Source organism: Vogesella perlucida, assembly GCF_979366545.1.
In genome coordinates, this window is sequence record NZ_CEETRO010000009.1 from 40,224 (window position 1) to 54,861 (window position 14,638).

At 62.1% G+C, this 14,638-nt stretch carries 16 protein-coding genes; all 16 read right to left on the reverse strand.

Translation table 11 applies throughout. The features are described 5' to 3' along the window. Positions 1-86 precede the first annotated feature (86 nt). The 16 genes from ACZ9XP_RS13440 to rpsA all read right to left on the reverse strand — a co-directional run bounded on the left by ACZ9XP_RS13440 (position 87) and on the right by rpsA (position 14,547). Positions 87-1,019, reverse strand: coding sequence for a sensor domain-containing diguanylate cyclase (locus tag ACZ9XP_RS13440; protein WP_465188587.1), 933 nt, complete (start codon positions 1,017-1,019; stop codon positions 87-89). A gap of 310 nt (positions 1,020-1,329) precedes the next feature. Continuing rightward, the gene (locus tag ACZ9XP_RS13445) at positions 1,330-2,817 is read right to left on the reverse strand and encodes a carboxypeptidase M32 (RefSeq protein WP_465188588.1); all 1,488 of its coding nucleotides are present in this window, start codon (positions 2,815-2,817) and stop codon (positions 1,330-1,332) included. 82 nt (positions 2,818-2,899) lie between these two features. Next, the gene (locus tag ACZ9XP_RS13450; RefSeq protein ID WP_147689207.1) at positions 2,900-3,550 is read right to left on the reverse strand and encodes a hypothetical protein; all 651 of its coding nucleotides are present in this window, start codon (positions 3,548-3,550) and stop codon (positions 2,900-2,902) included. A gap of 12 nt (positions 3,551-3,562) precedes the next feature. Beyond that, positions 3,563-4,621 (reverse strand): malate/lactate/ureidoglycolate dehydrogenase, encoded by a 1,059-nt coding sequence (locus ACZ9XP_RS13455; protein WP_465188590.1) that lies wholly within the window; start codon positions 4,619-4,621, stop codon positions 3,563-3,565. A gap of 7 nt (positions 4,622-4,628) precedes the next feature. Beyond that, positions 4,629-5,756, reverse strand: coding sequence for a bifunctional diaminohydroxyphosphoribosylaminopyrimidine deaminase/5-amino-6-(5-phosphoribosylamino)uracil reductase RibD (ribD, locus tag ACZ9XP_RS13460; protein WP_465188591.1), 1,128 nt, complete (start codon positions 5,754-5,756; stop codon positions 4,629-4,631). Then, positions 5,756-6,298, reverse strand: a complete 543-nt coding sequence (locus tag ACZ9XP_RS13465; RefSeq protein ID WP_147689204.1) for a GNAT family N-acetyltransferase — start codon at positions 6,296-6,298, stop codon at positions 5,756-5,758. Before ACZ9XP_RS13465 ends, ribD begins: the two co-directional genes overlap by 1 nt. Positions 6,299-6,535: 237 nt before the next feature. Beyond that, positions 6,536-6,991, reverse strand: coding sequence for a transcriptional regulator NrdR (nrdR, locus tag ACZ9XP_RS13470; RefSeq protein ID WP_017509956.1), 456 nt, complete (start codon positions 6,989-6,991; stop codon positions 6,536-6,538). A 68-nt stretch (positions 6,992-7,059) separates the two neighbouring features. Then, positions 7,060-7,581: an NUDIX domain-containing protein gene (locus tag ACZ9XP_RS13475; protein ID WP_147689202.1), complete on the reverse strand. Its 522-nt coding sequence runs from the start codon at positions 7,579-7,581 to the stop codon at positions 7,060-7,062. Further along, a complete protein-coding gene (rfaD, locus tag ACZ9XP_RS13480) occupies positions 7,578-8,573 on the reverse strand; it encodes an ADP-glyceromanno-heptose 6-epimerase (protein WP_147689201.1) in 996 nt (331 codons plus the stop codon). Before rfaD ends, ACZ9XP_RS13475 begins: the two co-directional genes overlap by 4 nt. 19 nt (positions 8,574-8,592) lie before the next feature. Then, positions 8,593-9,171 carry a DUF924 family protein gene (locus ACZ9XP_RS13485; RefSeq protein WP_147689200.1) on the reverse strand — a complete coding sequence of 193 codons (579 nt, stop codon included), beginning with the start codon at positions 9,169-9,171 and terminating at the stop codon, positions 8,593-8,595. Positions 9,172-9,197: 26 nt separating this feature from the next. Further along, the gene (gene rfaE1, locus ACZ9XP_RS13490; RefSeq protein ID WP_147689199.1) at positions 9,198-10,160 is read right to left on the reverse strand and encodes a D-glycero-beta-D-manno-heptose-7-phosphate kinase; all 963 of its coding nucleotides are present in this window, start codon (positions 10,158-10,160) and stop codon (positions 9,198-9,200) included. Positions 10,161-10,173: 13 nt separating this feature from the next. After that, the gene (gene pyrF / locus ACZ9XP_RS13495) at positions 10,174-10,920 is read right to left on the reverse strand and encodes an orotidine-5'-phosphate decarboxylase (protein ID WP_147689198.1); all 747 of its coding nucleotides are present in this window, start codon (positions 10,918-10,920) and stop codon (positions 10,174-10,176) included. Between the two features lie 31 nt (positions 10,921-10,951). Next, on the reverse strand, positions 10,952-12,115 hold the full coding sequence (lapB, locus tag ACZ9XP_RS13500) for a lipopolysaccharide assembly protein LapB (RefSeq protein ID WP_147689197.1): 1,164 nt from the start codon (positions 12,113-12,115) through the stop codon (positions 10,952-10,954). A 31-nt stretch (positions 12,116-12,146) separates the two neighbouring features. After that, entirely contained in the window at positions 12,147-12,437 is a 291-nt protein-coding gene (locus ACZ9XP_RS13505; RefSeq protein ID WP_147689196.1) for a lipopolysaccharide assembly protein LapA domain-containing protein, read from the reverse strand. 124 nt (positions 12,438-12,561) lie between these two features. After that, a complete protein-coding gene (locus ACZ9XP_RS13510; protein ID WP_026108145.1) occupies positions 12,562-12,855 on the reverse strand; it encodes an integration host factor subunit beta in 294 nt (97 codons plus the stop codon). Positions 12,856-12,864: 9 nt separating this feature from the next. Then, the gene (gene rpsA / locus ACZ9XP_RS13515) at positions 12,865-14,547 is read right to left on the reverse strand and encodes a 30S ribosomal protein S1 (protein WP_017509947.1); all 1,683 of its coding nucleotides are present in this window, start codon (positions 14,545-14,547) and stop codon (positions 12,865-12,867) included. Between the last annotated feature and the right edge of the window lie 91 nt (positions 14,548-14,638).

Sequence of the window (14,638 nt, forward strand, 5' to 3'; positions counted from 1 at the left end):
AACAAAAAACCTGCTTGCACCACAAGCAGGTTTTTTGTTTGAGCAACCACGCCAGGCAGCTGTTCTCTACCCCTAAGCGCCGACAATCAGGCCATCACGCAGTTGCGCCCGGCAGCCTTGGCACGATACAGCGCCATATCAGCCTGCTGGATCAGGCTGTCCAGCGTAAGCTCCGGCATCATGGTGGCGCAGCCTATGCTCACGCTCAACATGGGCGCGTTTTCCCACGGCAGGGCAATCTGGGATACCAGCGTGCGGATACGCTGCGCCATGGTGATGGCACCGGCCAAAGCAGTAGCAGGGAGCAGCAGCAAAAACTCTTCACCGCCCCAGCGGGCCACGCAGTCGCCCTGGCGTGCGCAGGCTTGCAAAGTAGCGGCCAGCAGGCAGAGCGCCTCGTCACCACAGCTGTGGCCGAAGCGGTCGTTCAGCGCCTTGAAGTGGTCTATATCGCACAGCAGTACGGTAAATGGCTGGTCACGGTGCAAAAAGGCATTGCGCGCCAGCTCCAGCTGCATCTGGGCTTCCCGGCGGTTGGCGAGCTGGGTCAACGGGTCGGTAATGGACAGACGGCGGTTTTCTTCCACCATGCAATGCAGGTCGTGCACGTCGCGAAACGTAACGATATGCCAGGATGGCAACACATCGGCCTTGATCTGGGCTGCCACGATAAACCAGCGCCGTTCACCGTTTTTGCAGCGCACCATGGCACTGGTCTCGGCCACGTTTTCACCGCGTGCCAGGCTATCTTCCACCGCCTGCTGCCATTCACGGGTGATCTGCTGTCGATAAATGGGGTCGGGATACGCCAGCTGGAACCAGCTGAGCATATCGGGCATTTCCTCGGCGGTGTAGCCAATCTGCTGCAGGAATGCCTTGTTGATGAACAGATGGTTGCGCTTGCCCTCCAGTGCCGGGTCCGAGCTGGACACCAGCGCCGGGATGGGAATCACATCCAGGCTATGAAACAGCACCTTTTCGATGTCGTATGGTGCCAAAGCTTGCTGCCCCGTCGACATGTTTTTCCCCTGTCAGGCAGCGGCACACACCAAGGTCAGCCCCGCCTGATAATGTTTTTATGATATCCGGGCGCGTCGCAACGCCCCTTCCCAAGATTTATACTGCTAAACCTGCAAGGGTGAAATAGTGGCATCACATCTTCTTATATTTCGATATATATGCTTCTTATGAGAGAGCCGCCTTATAAATCGGCACATGTAAAATACCCCGCATAACTTCCTTGGAAGCCATTTATGCGGGGTATTATTCCATTCAGACCAGCGATGTCAGCATAATCTGCCACCACCTATCCTGGCCCATCCGGCAGGTTCAGCCCAGATAGCGCGCCTGCAAATGTGCACGGAAATGCGCAGGGTTCAGGCCTTCGCCCGTGGCGCGGCGTACCAGCTCCGGCGTACTCCACAGGCTGGCTTGCTGCCAGATATTGGCCTGCAGCCAATCGAATACCGGTGCCAGGTCGCCTGCGGCAATACGGCTATCCAGGTCCGGGTATTGCTGGCGCAAGGTAGCAAAGTACTGTGCTGCGTACATGGCACCCAGGGTATAGCTGGGGAAGTAACCAAAGCTACCGTCGGTCCAGTGGATATCCTGCAAGCAGCCATTCTGGTAATTGCCACGGGTATCTACCCCCAGATAGGCCATCATCTTTTCGTCCCACAGCGCCGGAATGTCTTCGGCCTCGATCTCGCCTTCGATCAGGGCACGCTCGATCTCGAAACGCAAAATCACATGCGCTGGATACGTCAGCTCGTCGGCATCCACGCGGATATAGCCGGGGCGTACGCGGCTGTACAGCAGGCCCAGGTTGGCCGCATCGAAGGCTGGCTGGTCGCCCAGGTGCTTTTTCACCAGCGGGGCAATCAGCTGCAGGAAAGCCGGGTTGCGGCCCAGCTGCATTTCAAACGACAGGCTCTGGCTTTCGTGTATGCCCATGGAGCGGGCATGGCCCACGGGCAGGTGCGCCAGCTCGCGCGGCAAGCCTTGTTCGTAACGGGCGTGGCCGGTTTCGTGCACGATGCCCATCAGGCTTTGCACGAAGTCATCTTCACGGTAGCGGGTGGTAATGCGCACGTCTTCGGCCACGCCTCCGCAGAAAGGGTGTACCGATACGTCCAGGCGGCCGGCGTCAAAATCAAAACCGAGCAAGCCCATCACTTCGATGCCCAGCGCACGCTGTGCCTCAATGGCAAACGGCCCCTGCGCTTGCTGTACGTGTTCGCCGGCCTGCTTGTGCATGGTGTCGCGGATCAGGCCTGGCAGCCAGCTTTTCACGTCGTCGAAAATGCGCTGCACTTCGGCGCTGTTCATACCCGGCTCGTACAGGTTCATCAGCGCGTCGTAGCGCGATACGCCGGTGGCGTCGGACAGGTATTGCGCTTCCTCGCGCGACAGCTTGACCACCTCGCGGAAGTTCTGCAGGAAACCTTGCCAGTCGTTGGCCTTGCGCTGGCTGCGCCAGGCGTGTTCGCAGCGGCTACCGGCCAGGCTCTTGGCTTCGACCAGGCTGGCTGGCAGCAAGTTGGCGTTTTGCCACTCGCGGCGCATTTCGCGCAGGCTGGCTTGCTGTACCGGTGCCAGCGCTTCGCTGGCGGCGGCATCAAACAGCGGGGTCAAGGCCGGGTCGGTCAACGTGTGGTGCATCAGCACCTGCAGCTCGGCCATGGCGGCGGCGCGGGCATCGTTACCTTTGGCGGGCATCATGGCAGCTTGGTCCCAGCCGGCCATGGCGGCCAGATGCTGATAGCGGTACAGGCGGGTAAAGGCGGTTTCCAGCTGCAGGTAGGCGGAATGGGTCATGGCAGGCACCTTGGGTAATCAAGGCTGCGATGATGCCTGCTGCCGCGCTGCGCGGCAATTGTCTGTTCGGACGGTGGCCGGCTCAGCCAGGGCGCGGGGTGGCGCGCACGTCGGCGTCCGGGAACGATATCCAGTAGTAGAAAAACTCGCGCGCAATGGCCAGAAAGGTATCACGTGCCTGGCTATCGCCCAGGTGCAGCAGCATGGCGTCGATGGCGGTGCGGAAGCTGTCCGGGTGGTGCGGGTGGCCATGCAGCAGGTAGAGCAGCGGGCGAATCAGGTCACCGCGCTCGGCCAGCATGCCCTCGTCCGAACCCAGCTCGTACAGCTGCCCCAGGTAGATGTCCAGCGACGGCGGGTAGCGGCTGAAGCCTTCGCTCACCATGCGCTGTTGCAGGCTTTCAAAACTGCCGTGCGCCGGTAGCCGGATATGGTGGGTGGTAAAACCGTCGCGGGCATTGAGCGCGGCCAGCTTTTTAACGTCATCCAGCCAGAAATAGTAATACTCGCGCGCCGCTGTCATGGCGCCGGCGCGGTCGTCTGGCGGGCATAGCGACAGCAGGGCATCTACCGCGGCGCGGTAGATATCGGCCCCGCCGCGCTGGCTGCGCAGGATCTGGTTCAGCCGCGCCAGGATACGGCGGCGATAGGCCACCACCTCGGCCCCCGCGCCCTTGCTGTCCAGCAGGCGCAGATACGCGTCCAGCGCATCGTCCATTTTATCCTGAGGCATGATGTGGCTTCCTTACAGCAGCTCGGGGGTGGCCACGCCTGCGCTGCGCGCAGCAGCCAGGATGGCGGCCCATTCATTATCCGACATCTCCACTCCCTGCTGCGCTGCTTCGGCAGCGCGCTGGCGCTCCGGCTCGCCCGCCAGCATCAGCGGCAGCTGCCCGGCGGGGGGCGGCGAGCTGCGGATATAGGCCGCCATGGCATCGTACTCCTCGCGCAGCCAGCTCACGTCGGCGACGGCCTCCGGGTCGATGATGATGGCGGTCAGGTTGTTCACAATACCGCCCAGGCGGGCATTGCCCGGCTGCAGCGTACCGCCGCCCGACAGCAAACCGGCCAGGAACTCGATAGCCGCCACCAAGCCACCGCCCTTGTGTGCCGCGATGGGGCGCAGCGCCCCGGTAGGCTGCTCATGCATAGCGGCTGGGTTGGCCGTGGGCAGGCCGGCGGCGTCCAGCATGACTTCTTCATCAAAGGTCTTGCCTGCCAGGTAGGCCACGCGCGTTTTGCCGTAGGCCACCATACTGGTGGCAAAATCGAGGATGAAGGCCGGCTCGCGCTCGCCCGCCGGAAACGCCACGCACAGCGGGTTGGTGCCAAAGCGCGCTGCGGAGCCACCGAACGGCGCCACCAGCGGCTGGGGAAAGTCTGTCACGTTGACAAAAAACAGCCCGACTTTACCCGCCGCAGCCACCTGCTCGCCGTAGCTGCCGATGCGGCCCATATGGTGGCTGTTACGCACGGTCAGCAGCACGATGCCAGTGTGGGCGACGCGCTCGATAGCGGCGTCCACTGCCTCTCGCACCACGCGCTGGCCGTAGCCACGCTCGCCGTCAAATTGCAGAATCGCCCCGCTGTCGTTCAGCAGCCAGGCCGGTTCACCCGGCTGCAAAGTACCATTGCGCACACTGTCCACATAGAAAGGCAGCATGCCCACGCCGTGGCTGGGGTGGCCTTTCAGGTTGGCCGCCACCAGGTGCTGCGCCACCACATCGGCTTCTTCATTGTTGGAGCCCAGCGCCAGCAAGGTGGCGTGGGCCAGGCGGTACAGCGTGTGTTCGGTCAGCAGCATGCGGGGCTTAGCTCAGGTTAGGGTTAGGCTGCAAGGTCAGGCGCAGGTCGCGGCCAACCATGCGGGTGTCGCTGATGTGCAGCGGCAGCTTGTCATCCAGCGACTGCAGCGCAGGCCAGGCAAACAGCCCGCGTGCCGCATCGCCGGCCAGATAGGGCGCCAGATAGAGCACGATATCGTCTACCAACCCGGCTTGTGCCAGCGCGCCGTTCAGGCCGGCGCCGGCTTCTACCATCAGCTGGTTAATGCCATCGGCCGCCAGGCTTTGTAACAGCGCAGCCAGGTCAACGTGCTGATCTGGCGCAGGCAACACGCGTATTTGTACGCCGCGCGCCAGATACGGCGCGTGCTGCTGGCTATCGGCCACCGTGGTGACCAGCAAGGTGGGCGCCACGGCGGTATCGTAAATGCGCGCCGCTGGCAGCGTGGCCAGGCGGCTGTCTACCACCACGCGCAGCGGCTGGCGCGGCACGGCCACCTCGCGCACGGTCAGCTGCGGGTCGTCGGCCAGCACGGTGCCACTGCCGGTGAGGATGGCGCAGTTGGCCGCACGCAGCTGCTGCACATCCAGGCGGGCGTCGGGGCCGGTAATCCACTGGCTGACGCCATTCAGCAGCGCTGTCTTGCCATCCAGCGTGGCGGCGGCTTTCAGCGTGACCCAAGGGCGCTGGCGTGTAACGCGCGACAGGAAGCCACGGTGTACCTGCTGCGCCTCGGCTTGCAGGCAGCCCGCTACGGCGGGGATACCGGCCGCGTTGAGCATGGCAATGCCACGCCCGGCCACCTCGTGGTACGGGTCCACCATGGCGGCCACCACGCGGCCGATGTTTTCCTTGATCAGCCGCTCGGCGCATGGCGGGGTACGGCCGTAATGGCTGCACGGCTCCAGCGTGACGTAGGCGGTAGCACCGGCGGGGCTGTGGCCCCGGGCGTAGCAGTCCTTGATGGCCTGGATTTCGGCGTGGTCGCCGCCGACACGCAGGGTAGCGCCCTCGCCAATGATCTGGCCGTCGCGCACCAGCACGCAGCCTACACCGGGGTTGGGCGCGGCACGACGGGTAGCGGCGGCAGCCAGGCGCAGCGCCTGCTGCATGTATTGGTAGTCTTGCGGCTGCAAGTCCAGCGCCGTGCTCATCATGCCTGGCCTTGCGCGCTACGCCAGTCGGCGGCGAGCAAGCTGTAGATGCGGGCATCCCAGAAGCGCTCGCGGATGCGCAGATAGCCGCGCAGCACACCTTCCTGGGTAAAGCCGCTACGCTCGGCCACCGCGCAGCTGCGCAGGTTGGCTGCCGCGCTCACGATATCCACACGGTTCAAGCCCAGCTCGGCAAACGCGGTATGCAGCACCTGAGCCAGTGCCTGTGGCAGGTAGCCGCGGCCAACGTAGGCGTCGGCCAGCCAGTAGCCTACGGAGCCGTGCAGGTTCAGCAGGCTCACGCCGTGCAGGTCGCACACACCGGCGGGCTGGCCGTCGGCCACGATCAGCCAGGTGTACACACGGCCAGCGTCACGCTCGGCTTGGGTATGCTGGATAAAGGTAAGCGAATCGGCGGGGCTGCGGGTGGTATCCACCCAGGGCAGCCACTGCGACAGGCTGTCGCGGCTGCTGTCTACCAGGGCAAACAGCGCATCGGCGTCGGCAGGGTCAAGCGGGCGAAGGGTAATCGGGGAGGTCATGTCAGGCTTTCTTATGGAACTGCGAGCCCACAGACTAAGGTTGGCCGCAAGCCAGCGTCAAGCCTGTGCAGGCAGCGGCGCGTGTGATGCGCACCATGGCACCCAGCGCGCTAGCCGGCTGTGGCAAAAGACGCACGCCCTGCCCTCCTGCACGTAGCGCCCATGAAAAACCCTGCCGCGCAGGGCAGGGTTGTCTAGTTCACCGCGCCATGGCGGCCACTACGGCCTGGGCCGGCCTTAGCCTTTGCCCTGTATTTCCTCGATGGCGTCGGTGAACTCGGAAATATCCTGGAAGCTCTTGTACACCGAGGCAAAGCGCACGTAGGCCACTTTATCCAGCTTGGCCAGCTCGTTCATCACCATTTCGCCGATATAGCGGCTGGACACCTCGCGCTCGCCCAGCTGCAGCAGGCGCTGGCTGATGCGGTTGATGGCGTCGTCTACCAGCGGGGTGGACACCGGGCGCTTGTGCAGCGCGCGCAGGAAACTGGTGCGTACCTTTTCCACGTCGAACTCGGTGCGATGGCCGCCGGTTTTCACTACTTGCGGCATGCGCACTTCGGCGGTTTCAAAGGTTGTAAAGCGCTTGTCGCAGCTGGTGCAGCGGCGGCGGCGACGTATGCTGCTGCCGTCTTCGCTGACGCGGGAATCTACCACCTGGGTATCGGCGCAGCCGCAGAAGGGGCATTTCATGGCTTTACAATCCTGGCTATTTCAATAGCCTGATGTTATCAGCTATCGCCGCCATACAACAGTAATGCTCATTTTTTGGGCAAAAGCGTGTCGCCATCGCGCACGTCATGCCGGGTGGCTTGTGCGTCGCGCGCATCGGCGGCGGCCAGGATGGCCGGCAGGTGCTCGGGGAAAACCGGCTGTGGCGCGGCGGCCAACGCTGCACTGTCAAACCAGCGCCCTGCCCCCATGCTGGCCTGCTCCTGCTCGCTCCAGCCGTCTTGCAGCAAGGCGATGCGGCCAACCCGCACATGAAAGTAATGCTCGTCGGCCCATACCTCGCGGCCATCCGGCAGGCGCATGGCAAACTGCCGCCGCGCCAGTGACTCGCCGGGGTCAGCCAGCGGGTAGCCGGTTTCCTCCCGGCACTCGCGGCAGGCGGCCTCGGCCAGGCTTTCGCCTGCGTGCACGCCACCACCGGGGGTGAACCAGTAAGCAATACGGCCGCCCAGAGCGGGCGGCCGATAGGGGAACAGCAACACCGCGCCATCGGGATTGCGCAGCAGCAAACGGGCGGCTACGCGTACCGGCAGGGCGGCGTGTCGGCTCATCGGCTCATCAGCCAGTCCACGTAGCGGTCTACGCCCTGCTCTACGGTGAGCATGGCATCGCTGTAACCGGCGCTGCGCAGCTTGCCGATATCGGCCTGGGTGAAGCTCTGGTACTTGCCTTTCAGTGCGTCCGGGAAGTCGATGTATTCCAGAATGCCCTGCTCTACCAGCTCCGGCAGCGTCAGTGCCGGTTTGCCTTCGTGGCGACGGCAGGCGTTGACGGTGGCCACGGCCACGTCGTTGAAGGGCTGCGCGCGGCCGGAGCCCAGGTTGAAGATGCCGCTCTTGTCCGGGTTGTCCAGGAAGTACAGGTTCACCTTCACCACGTCTTCTACCGACACGAAATCGCGGCTCTGGGTGCCGTCAGCGTAGCCGTCGTAGCCACCAAACAGCTTGACCTTGCCGGTTTCACGGTACTGGTTGAAGTTGTGGAACGCCACCGAAGCCATGCGGCCTTTGTGCTGCTCTTGCGGGCCGTACACATTGAAGTAGCGGAAGCCGGCCACTTGCGCGGTCAGGCCTTCGGCCATGCGGCGGCGCAGGATCTGGTCGAACAGGAACTTGGAGTAACCGTATACGTTCAGCGGGCCTTCAAACTGGCGGTCTTCCTTGAAGGTGGTGCCCTTGCCGTAAGTGGCGGCGCTGCTGGCGTACAGGAAAGGGATTTCCTCGGCCTGGCAGAATTCGAACAGCTCCAGCGTGTACTGGTAGTTGTTCTCCATCATGTACTTGCCGTCGTGGTTCATGGTGTCGGAGCAGGCACCCTGATGCAGGATGGCGGTGATTTCGCCATCGAAATCGCCGCTGCCGATCAGGCTGATGAAGTCTTGCTTGTCCAGGTAGTCGCTGATTTCGCAGCCCACCAGGTTCACGAACTTGTCACCCTTGCTGAGGTTGTCCACCGCCAGGATGTCGGTTTCGCCACGCGCGTTCAGCGCCTTCACGATATTGGAGCCGATAAAGCCGGCCGCGCCGGTAACCACGATAGTCATGCTTGTTCCTTGTATGCGTTCAGAAGGCGCTGCCTGGCTGGGCCAGAAATGACAGCTCGTCCTGGGTAGACGGCCGCCCCAGCGCCGCATTGCGGTGCGGGAAACGGCCGAAACGGGCGACGATCTCGTGATGCCGCCGGGCAAAATCGATTAAATTGTCGCGCCCCGGGCTGCCCTGCGGCAGGCTCTCGAAGCAGCGCACGGATGCTTCCTGGTCGGCCAGCTGCTCGCTGTGTTCCAGCGGCAGGTAAACAAACCAGCGCGCCACCGGCGGCAGCCGGATATCCAGCCGCGCCGCCAGCGCGGCATGGCTGGCTGCCAAAGCCTGCGCATCGGTGGCAAAAGCCTGCGCCTGGCCTCGGTACAGGTTGCGCGGAAACTGGTCGGCCACGATCAGCCAGGCCAGCACCTGGCGCGCGTCGCTGGCGTCGTGCTGCAGCGTGCCGGCGGCCAACTGGGCCAGCAAAGGGGCAAACCGCTCGCGGATGATGCCGTCGAACACCGGGTCTTTCTTGAACCAGGCATCACGTGGCAGGGCCAGCATGTCATCGCTGCTGCCCCCGAACCAGAACTGCAGCACTTGCTCGTACCAGGCCATCATCCGCTCCTTGCTAAACAGGGTGGTTACAAGGCAAACAGCTCGCGCTGGTGGCACACGGCGGTGCCCAGCTTGGCCACCACAATACCGGCTGCGGCATTGGCCAGGCGCATGGCCCGCGGCATGTCCAGCCCTGCGGCCAACATCAGACCCAGGGTGCCAATAACGGTATCGCCTGCGCCGGACACGTCGTACACCTCTTGCGCCAGCGTGGGCTCGTGCACGGCACCCGCTTCACGATAGAGCGTCATGCCCTCTTCGCTGCGCGTCACCAGCAGCGCGTCCAGCTGCAGCTGGCTGCGCAGCGCCTGTGCCTTGCTGGCCAGCTGCTCGTCGTTCTGCCAGCTGCCAGCTACCTGCTTGAACTCGCTACGGTTAGGCGTGAGCAGCGTGGCGCCGGCGTACTTGCTGTAATCGTCGCCTTTGGGGTCGATCAGTACCGGTTTGCCGGCGGCGCGCGCCAGTTCGATCATGCGGCTTACATGGGTCAGGCCGCCTTTGCCGTAGTCGGACAGGATCACCACGTCGTGTTCGGCCACGATGGCAGCGTAGTCGTCCAGCTTGTCGGCCAGAATCTCGTGGCTGGGCGCGTCTTCGAAATCCAGGCGGATCAGCTGCTGCTGCCGCGCCACCACACGCAGTTTGATGGTGGTGGAAATACCGGGGTCGCGCTTGAACGACGGGGTAATGCCATCGCTTTCCATCAGACGTGTCAGCGCGGTAGCGGCTTCGTCGTCGCCTACCACGGACAGGATGGTCGCCTTGCCGCCCAGGCTGGCAATATTGCGCGCCACGTTGGCCGCACCACCGGCACGCTCTTCCATGCGAGCGATCTTGGCCACCGGCACCGGGGCTTCGGGCGAAATGCGCGATACGTCGCCAAACCAGTAGCGGTCCAGCATCACATCGCCCACCACCAGCACACGGCTATCGGCAAGGCGGCGGGTCAGGTCTTCCGGGCTCAGGCCCAGCTGTTGCATCAGGGTCATGGGCTACCTCGGCTCAGGCCAGACTGGCCTGGTAGGCCTGGATATCAGCATTGATCTTGTTCAGCACCATCAGCGGGTCGTCGGCACGGGTGATGGGGCGGCCGATCACCAGGTAGTCGGAACCGGCTTGCAGCGCGGCGACCGGCGTCATCACGCGGCGCTGGTCGTCGGCGGCGCTATCGGCCAGGCGGATGCCCGGCGTTACCAACTTGAAGCCCTGGCCCAGCTCGGCTTTCAGTACGCCGGCCTCCTGTGCCGAGCACACTACGCCATCCAGGCCGCTATCGCGGGTAAGGCGTGCCAGGCGCAACACGTGCTCTTGTGGCGGCACGGTAATGCCGATTTCCATCAGGTCGGCTGCGTCCATGCTGGTGAGCACGGTCACGGCAATCAGCAGCGGGCGCTGGCTGTACTGTGCCAGTGCTTCGGCCGAAGCCTCCATCATGCGGCGGCCGCCACTGGCGTGCACGTTCACCATCCACACACCGGCTTCGGCGGCCATTTTGCAGGCGTGCGCCACGGTGTTGGGGATGTCGTGGAACTTCAGGTCCAGAAACACCTGGAAGCCGCGTGCGGCCAGCTGCTCCAGCAGCTGGGGGCCAGCGGCGGTAAACAGTTCCTTGCCTACCTTGAGGCGGCACTGCGAGGGGTCCAGACGGGAAGCAAAGGCCAGTGCGGCGTCTGCGGTGGCAAAATCAAGCGCCACCAGTACCGGCGAATTAACGTTGGCCGCAAAGCCATGTGCCATTAACGGGTTCATGTTTTCCTGTCTTTCTTGTCGCGTATTCGGTTCAGTGGTTTTCGGAGCGGTTAGGCGTAAAGCTTTCCCACTCACCGCAGGCGGGGCAATGCCAGAAGAAGGCCCGCGAGCGGAAGTTGCAGCGTTTGCAACGGTGTACGGTCAGGCGCTGTGCGTGCTTCATGATCAGCGCACGTGCTACTTCGGCGTCCAGGCGGCCTTCGGTACTGAGCTCGTCCATCTGCGATTCCACCAGGCGGTAAACCCCCAGCAGGCTCGGACGGGCGTGTACCGCCTCGCGGGCAGCTTCCAGCGCACGGGCTTCGCCTTCGTAGGTGGCCACCTTCTGGTACAGCAGGTCGGTGAGCTCCAGCTGCGAGAAGGTGCGCTGATAGCCGCGCAGTAGCGCAATGCCTTCCTGCGGCTTGCCCAGCGCCTCGTAGGCGTCAAACAGGCGCTCGGCCACCATGGCCAGATATTCGTAGTTTTGCTTTTCGATGGCTTGCCACGCGGCAATGGCAGCCTCGTGCTGGCCCTGTGCCGTTTCGATATCGCCCAACAGAATGCTGGCACGCACGCATTTACGGTTGGCCGCAAAGGCGTTCTTCACCGCTTCGCGTGCCTTGTCGAAATCAGACTGGTACAAGGCCCCTTGTGCCAGCTCGCAATAAAACTGCGCCACTTCGTGCTGGAAGCTGTGCGCATCGCTGCGCAGCTCCAGCGCGGTGGCAATGGCTTTGGCCCAGTCGCGGTCTTGCTGGTAGATGGACAGCAACTGCTCGCGCGCAGCGCGGCCCATGGTCTGGCTATCCAGCAGCTTCACCAGGATTTCTTCGGCACGGTCTACCAGACCTGCCTTGTGAAAGTCTTGCGACAGCTCGAAGCGCACCAGCGCTTTTTGCTCGCGCGTCAGGTCAGGCAGCTCCAGCACCTGCTGGTGCAGACGGATGGCGCGGTCATTCTCGCCACGGCGGCGGTACAGCTTGCCCAGGCTGAGCTGCACTTCCAGCGCGTGCGGGTGGGCACGCGCCACTTCGGACAGCGAGCGCGCGGCCACATCGGTCTGGTCATCAACCAGCGCATCCAGGCCTTTATAAAAACCGGCAGGTACTTCACGTGCCTGCTTCAGCACTGCACGCATGTCTACGCGTGCGGCGAACCATCCCAAACCGAAAAAGGCCGGGAACAGTAACAGCCACCACAAATCGATATCCAAAATTCAACCTCGGAGCAAAAAACAGGGTGGCCTAGTCGGCCAGGGCATCGCTGGGGTCTACCACCACCTTGCTGCCCTGACGGGAGCGCAGCTCTTTCTTGAGCTGCGACAGCTCGCGGCGTACGCGCAGGGAATAGGCAAAGGTGGCCACCAGGCCAATCAGGGCGCCTGCTACAAAGAAAATCAGCAGCAGCAGAATGAGCGGGGCTTGCCAGCTCTGGCCAAAGAACAGCTTGAATTCCACCACGGCGCTGTTTTGCACCGTCACGGCAATCAGCAGTACCAGTACGAGCAGCTCAAACAAGCGGAAGAGATAACGCATCGGGGGCTTTCGCATCGTCGCAATGGTGCAAGTTTAAACGAAAGCGACACCCCTCCCAAGTAAAGCGCAGATAAAAAAAGCGCCGCAGACAAGCTGCGGCGCTTTGGGACAGGCAAAAAACTGCTTAGTCGTTCGAACCGGTCAGATCAACCCGCTCTCTCAGTTCTTTACCTGCCTTGAAGTGAGGCACGTATTTCTCAGGAACGACAACGCTGGAGCCAGACTTGGGATTGCGGCCCATCCGCGGCGGACGGTAGTTCAGATCGAAGCTACCAAAACCGCGGATTTCGATCCGCTGCCCTTTTGCCAAGCTGCTGGCCATTGCATCCAGAATGGTTTTAACAGCCAGCTCAGCATCTTTGGCGACCAACTGAGGATAACGCTCGGCAAGCCTCGCTATAAGCTCAGATTTGGTCATGTCCATCACTTATTCGTTGCCGCCGGACAGTTTAGCCTTCAGCAGTGCGCCCAGGCTGGTGGTACCAGCGGAAACGTTGGAGTCGCCAGCGCCGATAGCAGACATGGCTGCTTTCTCTTCCTGAGCGTCCTTGGCTTTGATAGACAGGCTGATAGCACGGGACTTGCGATCAACAGCGATGATCACAGCCTCAACTTCGTCGCCTTCTTTCAGAACCGAGCGAGCGTCTTCAACGCGGTCGCGGGACAGTTCGGAAGCACGCAGGTAGCCTTCAACGTCGGTGTCCAGAGTCACGGCGGCGCCTTTGGCGTCAACGGTCTTCACGGTACCTTTAACCAGCGCGCCTTTGTCGTTCATGGCTACGTAGTTGTTGAACGGATCGCCTTCCAGCTGTTTGATGCCCAGGGAGATACGCTCTTTTTCCACGTCGATGGACAGAACGATGGCTTCAACCTCGTCACCCTTCTTGAACTTGCGCACAGCGTCTTCGCCGGTTTCGTTCCAGGACAGGTCGGACAGGTGTACCAGGCCGTCGATACCGCCAGGCAGGCCAACGAACACGCCAAAATCGGTGATCGACTTGATCGCGCCTTTCAGCTTGTCGCCTTTCTTGAAGTTGTCAGCGAACTCGTTCCATGGGTTAGCCTGGCACTGTTTCATGCCCAGGCTGATACGACGACGGTCTTCGTCGATTTCCAGGATCATCACTTCTACTTCGTCGCCAACCTGAACAACCTTGGACGGGTGTACGTTCTTGTTGGTCCAGTCCATTTCGGACACGTGTACCAGGCCTTCGATGCCTTGTTCGATTTCCACGAACGCGCCGTAGTCGGTCAGGTTGGTTACCTTGCCGAACAGACGGGTGCCGGACGGGTAACGACGGGACAGGCCCACCCACGGATCTTCGCCCAGTTGCTTCAGGCCCAGGGATACGCGGTTTTTCTCCTGATCGAACTTCAGGACTTTGGCTTCTACTTCGTCGCCAACGGCCAGAACTTCGGACGGATGCTTAACACGGCGCCATGCCAGGTCGGTAATGTGCAGCAGACCATCGATACCGCCCAGGTCAACGAACGCACCGTAGTCGGTGATGTTCTTGACGATACCTTTGATGATGGCACCTTCACGCAGGGTTTCCAGCAGCGCTTTGCGCTCTTCGCCCAGGGTTTCTTCCAGAACAGCGCGGCGGGAAACAACAACGTTGTTACGCTTGCGGTCCAGTTTGATAACCTTGAACTCAACTTCTTTGCCTTCGTACGGGGTGGTGTCTTTCACCGGACGTACGTCAACCAGGGAACCCGGCAGGAAAGCGCGGATGCCGTTAACCATAACGGTCAGGCCACCTTTGACTTTGCCGCTGATAACGCCGGACAGGATCTTGCCAGCTTCCAGAGCCTCTTCCAGGTCAACCCATGCAGCCAGACGTTTGGCTTTTTCACGGGAGAGCTTGGTTTCGCCAAAGCCGTTTTCCAGGGAGTCGATCGCAACAGTAACGAAATCGCCGATAGCAACTTCAACTTGGCCGTTGTCGTTCTTAAACTCTTCAACCGGGATCAGGGATTCGGACTTCAGACCGGCGTTAACAGTCACGAAGTTGGAATCGATGCCAACGACTTCAGCGGTGATTACTTCACCAGCACGCATTTCTTGCAGAGCCAGGCTCTCTTCGAACAGGGCGGCGAAGCTATCCATAACGAGGGTAGTCATCAGATGTAACTCTCAGGCATGCCTTGCGTCACGCGGGGTTAGGTTTTTCATACGCCGTCAGCGCAAGGTATGACAG

Excerpts from the sequence above, each read along its gene's own strand:
- pyrF (WP_147689198.1), bottom strand. The coding sequence starts at position 10,920 with ATGAACCCGTTAATGGCACATGGCTTTGCGGCCAACGTTAATTCGCCG.
- ACZ9XP_RS13510 (WP_026108145.1), bottom strand. The coding sequence starts at position 12,855 with ATGACCAAATCTGAGCTTATAGCGAGGCTTGCCGAGCGTTATCCTCAG.
- ACZ9XP_RS13455 (WP_465188590.1), bottom strand. The coding sequence starts at position 4,621 with ATGCTGCTGACCGAACACACGCTGTACCGCCTGGCCCACGCCACCTTG.
- ribD (WP_465188591.1), bottom strand. The coding sequence starts at position 5,756 with ATGAGCACGGCGCTGGACTTGCAGCCGCAAGACTACCAATACATGCAG.
- rpsA (WP_017509947.1), bottom strand. The coding sequence starts at position 14,547 with ATGGATAGCTTCGCCGCCCTGTTCGAAGAGAGCCTGGCTCTGCAAGAA.
- ACZ9XP_RS13440 (WP_465188587.1), bottom strand. The coding sequence starts at position 1,019 with ATGTCGACGGGGCAGCAAGCTTTGGCACCATACGACATCGAAAAGGTG.
- nrdR (WP_017509956.1), bottom strand. The coding sequence starts at position 6,991 with ATGAAATGCCCCTTCTGCGGCTGCGCCGATACCCAGGTGGTAGATTCC.
- ACZ9XP_RS13445 (WP_465188588.1), bottom strand. The coding sequence starts at position 2,817 with ATGACCCATTCCGCCTACCTGCAGCTGGAAACCGCCTTTACCCGCCTG.
- ACZ9XP_RS13450 (WP_147689207.1), bottom strand. The coding sequence starts at position 3,550 with ATGCCTCAGGATAAAATGGACGATGCGCTGGACGCGTATCTGCGCCTG.
- ACZ9XP_RS13465 (WP_147689204.1), bottom strand. The coding sequence starts at position 6,298 with ATGACCTCCCCGATTACCCTTCGCCCGCTTGACCCTGCCGACGCCGAT.
- rfaE1 (WP_147689199.1), bottom strand. The coding sequence starts at position 10,160 with ATGACCCTGATGCAACAGCTGGGCCTGAGCCCGGAAGACCTGACCCGC.
- ACZ9XP_RS13475 (WP_147689202.1), bottom strand. The coding sequence starts at position 7,581 with ATGAGCCGACACGCCGCCCTGCCGGTACGCGTAGCCGCCCGTTTGCTG.
- ACZ9XP_RS13485 (WP_147689200.1), bottom strand. The coding sequence starts at position 9,171 with ATGGCCTGGTACGAGCAAGTGCTGCAGTTCTGGTTCGGGGGCAGCAGC.
- rfaD (WP_147689201.1), bottom strand. The coding sequence starts at position 8,573 with ATGACTATCGTGGTTACCGGCGCGGCCGGCTTTATCGGCTCCAATATC.
- ACZ9XP_RS13505 (WP_147689196.1), bottom strand. The coding sequence starts at position 12,437 with ATGCGTTATCTCTTCCGCTTGTTTGAGCTGCTCGTACTGGTACTGCTG.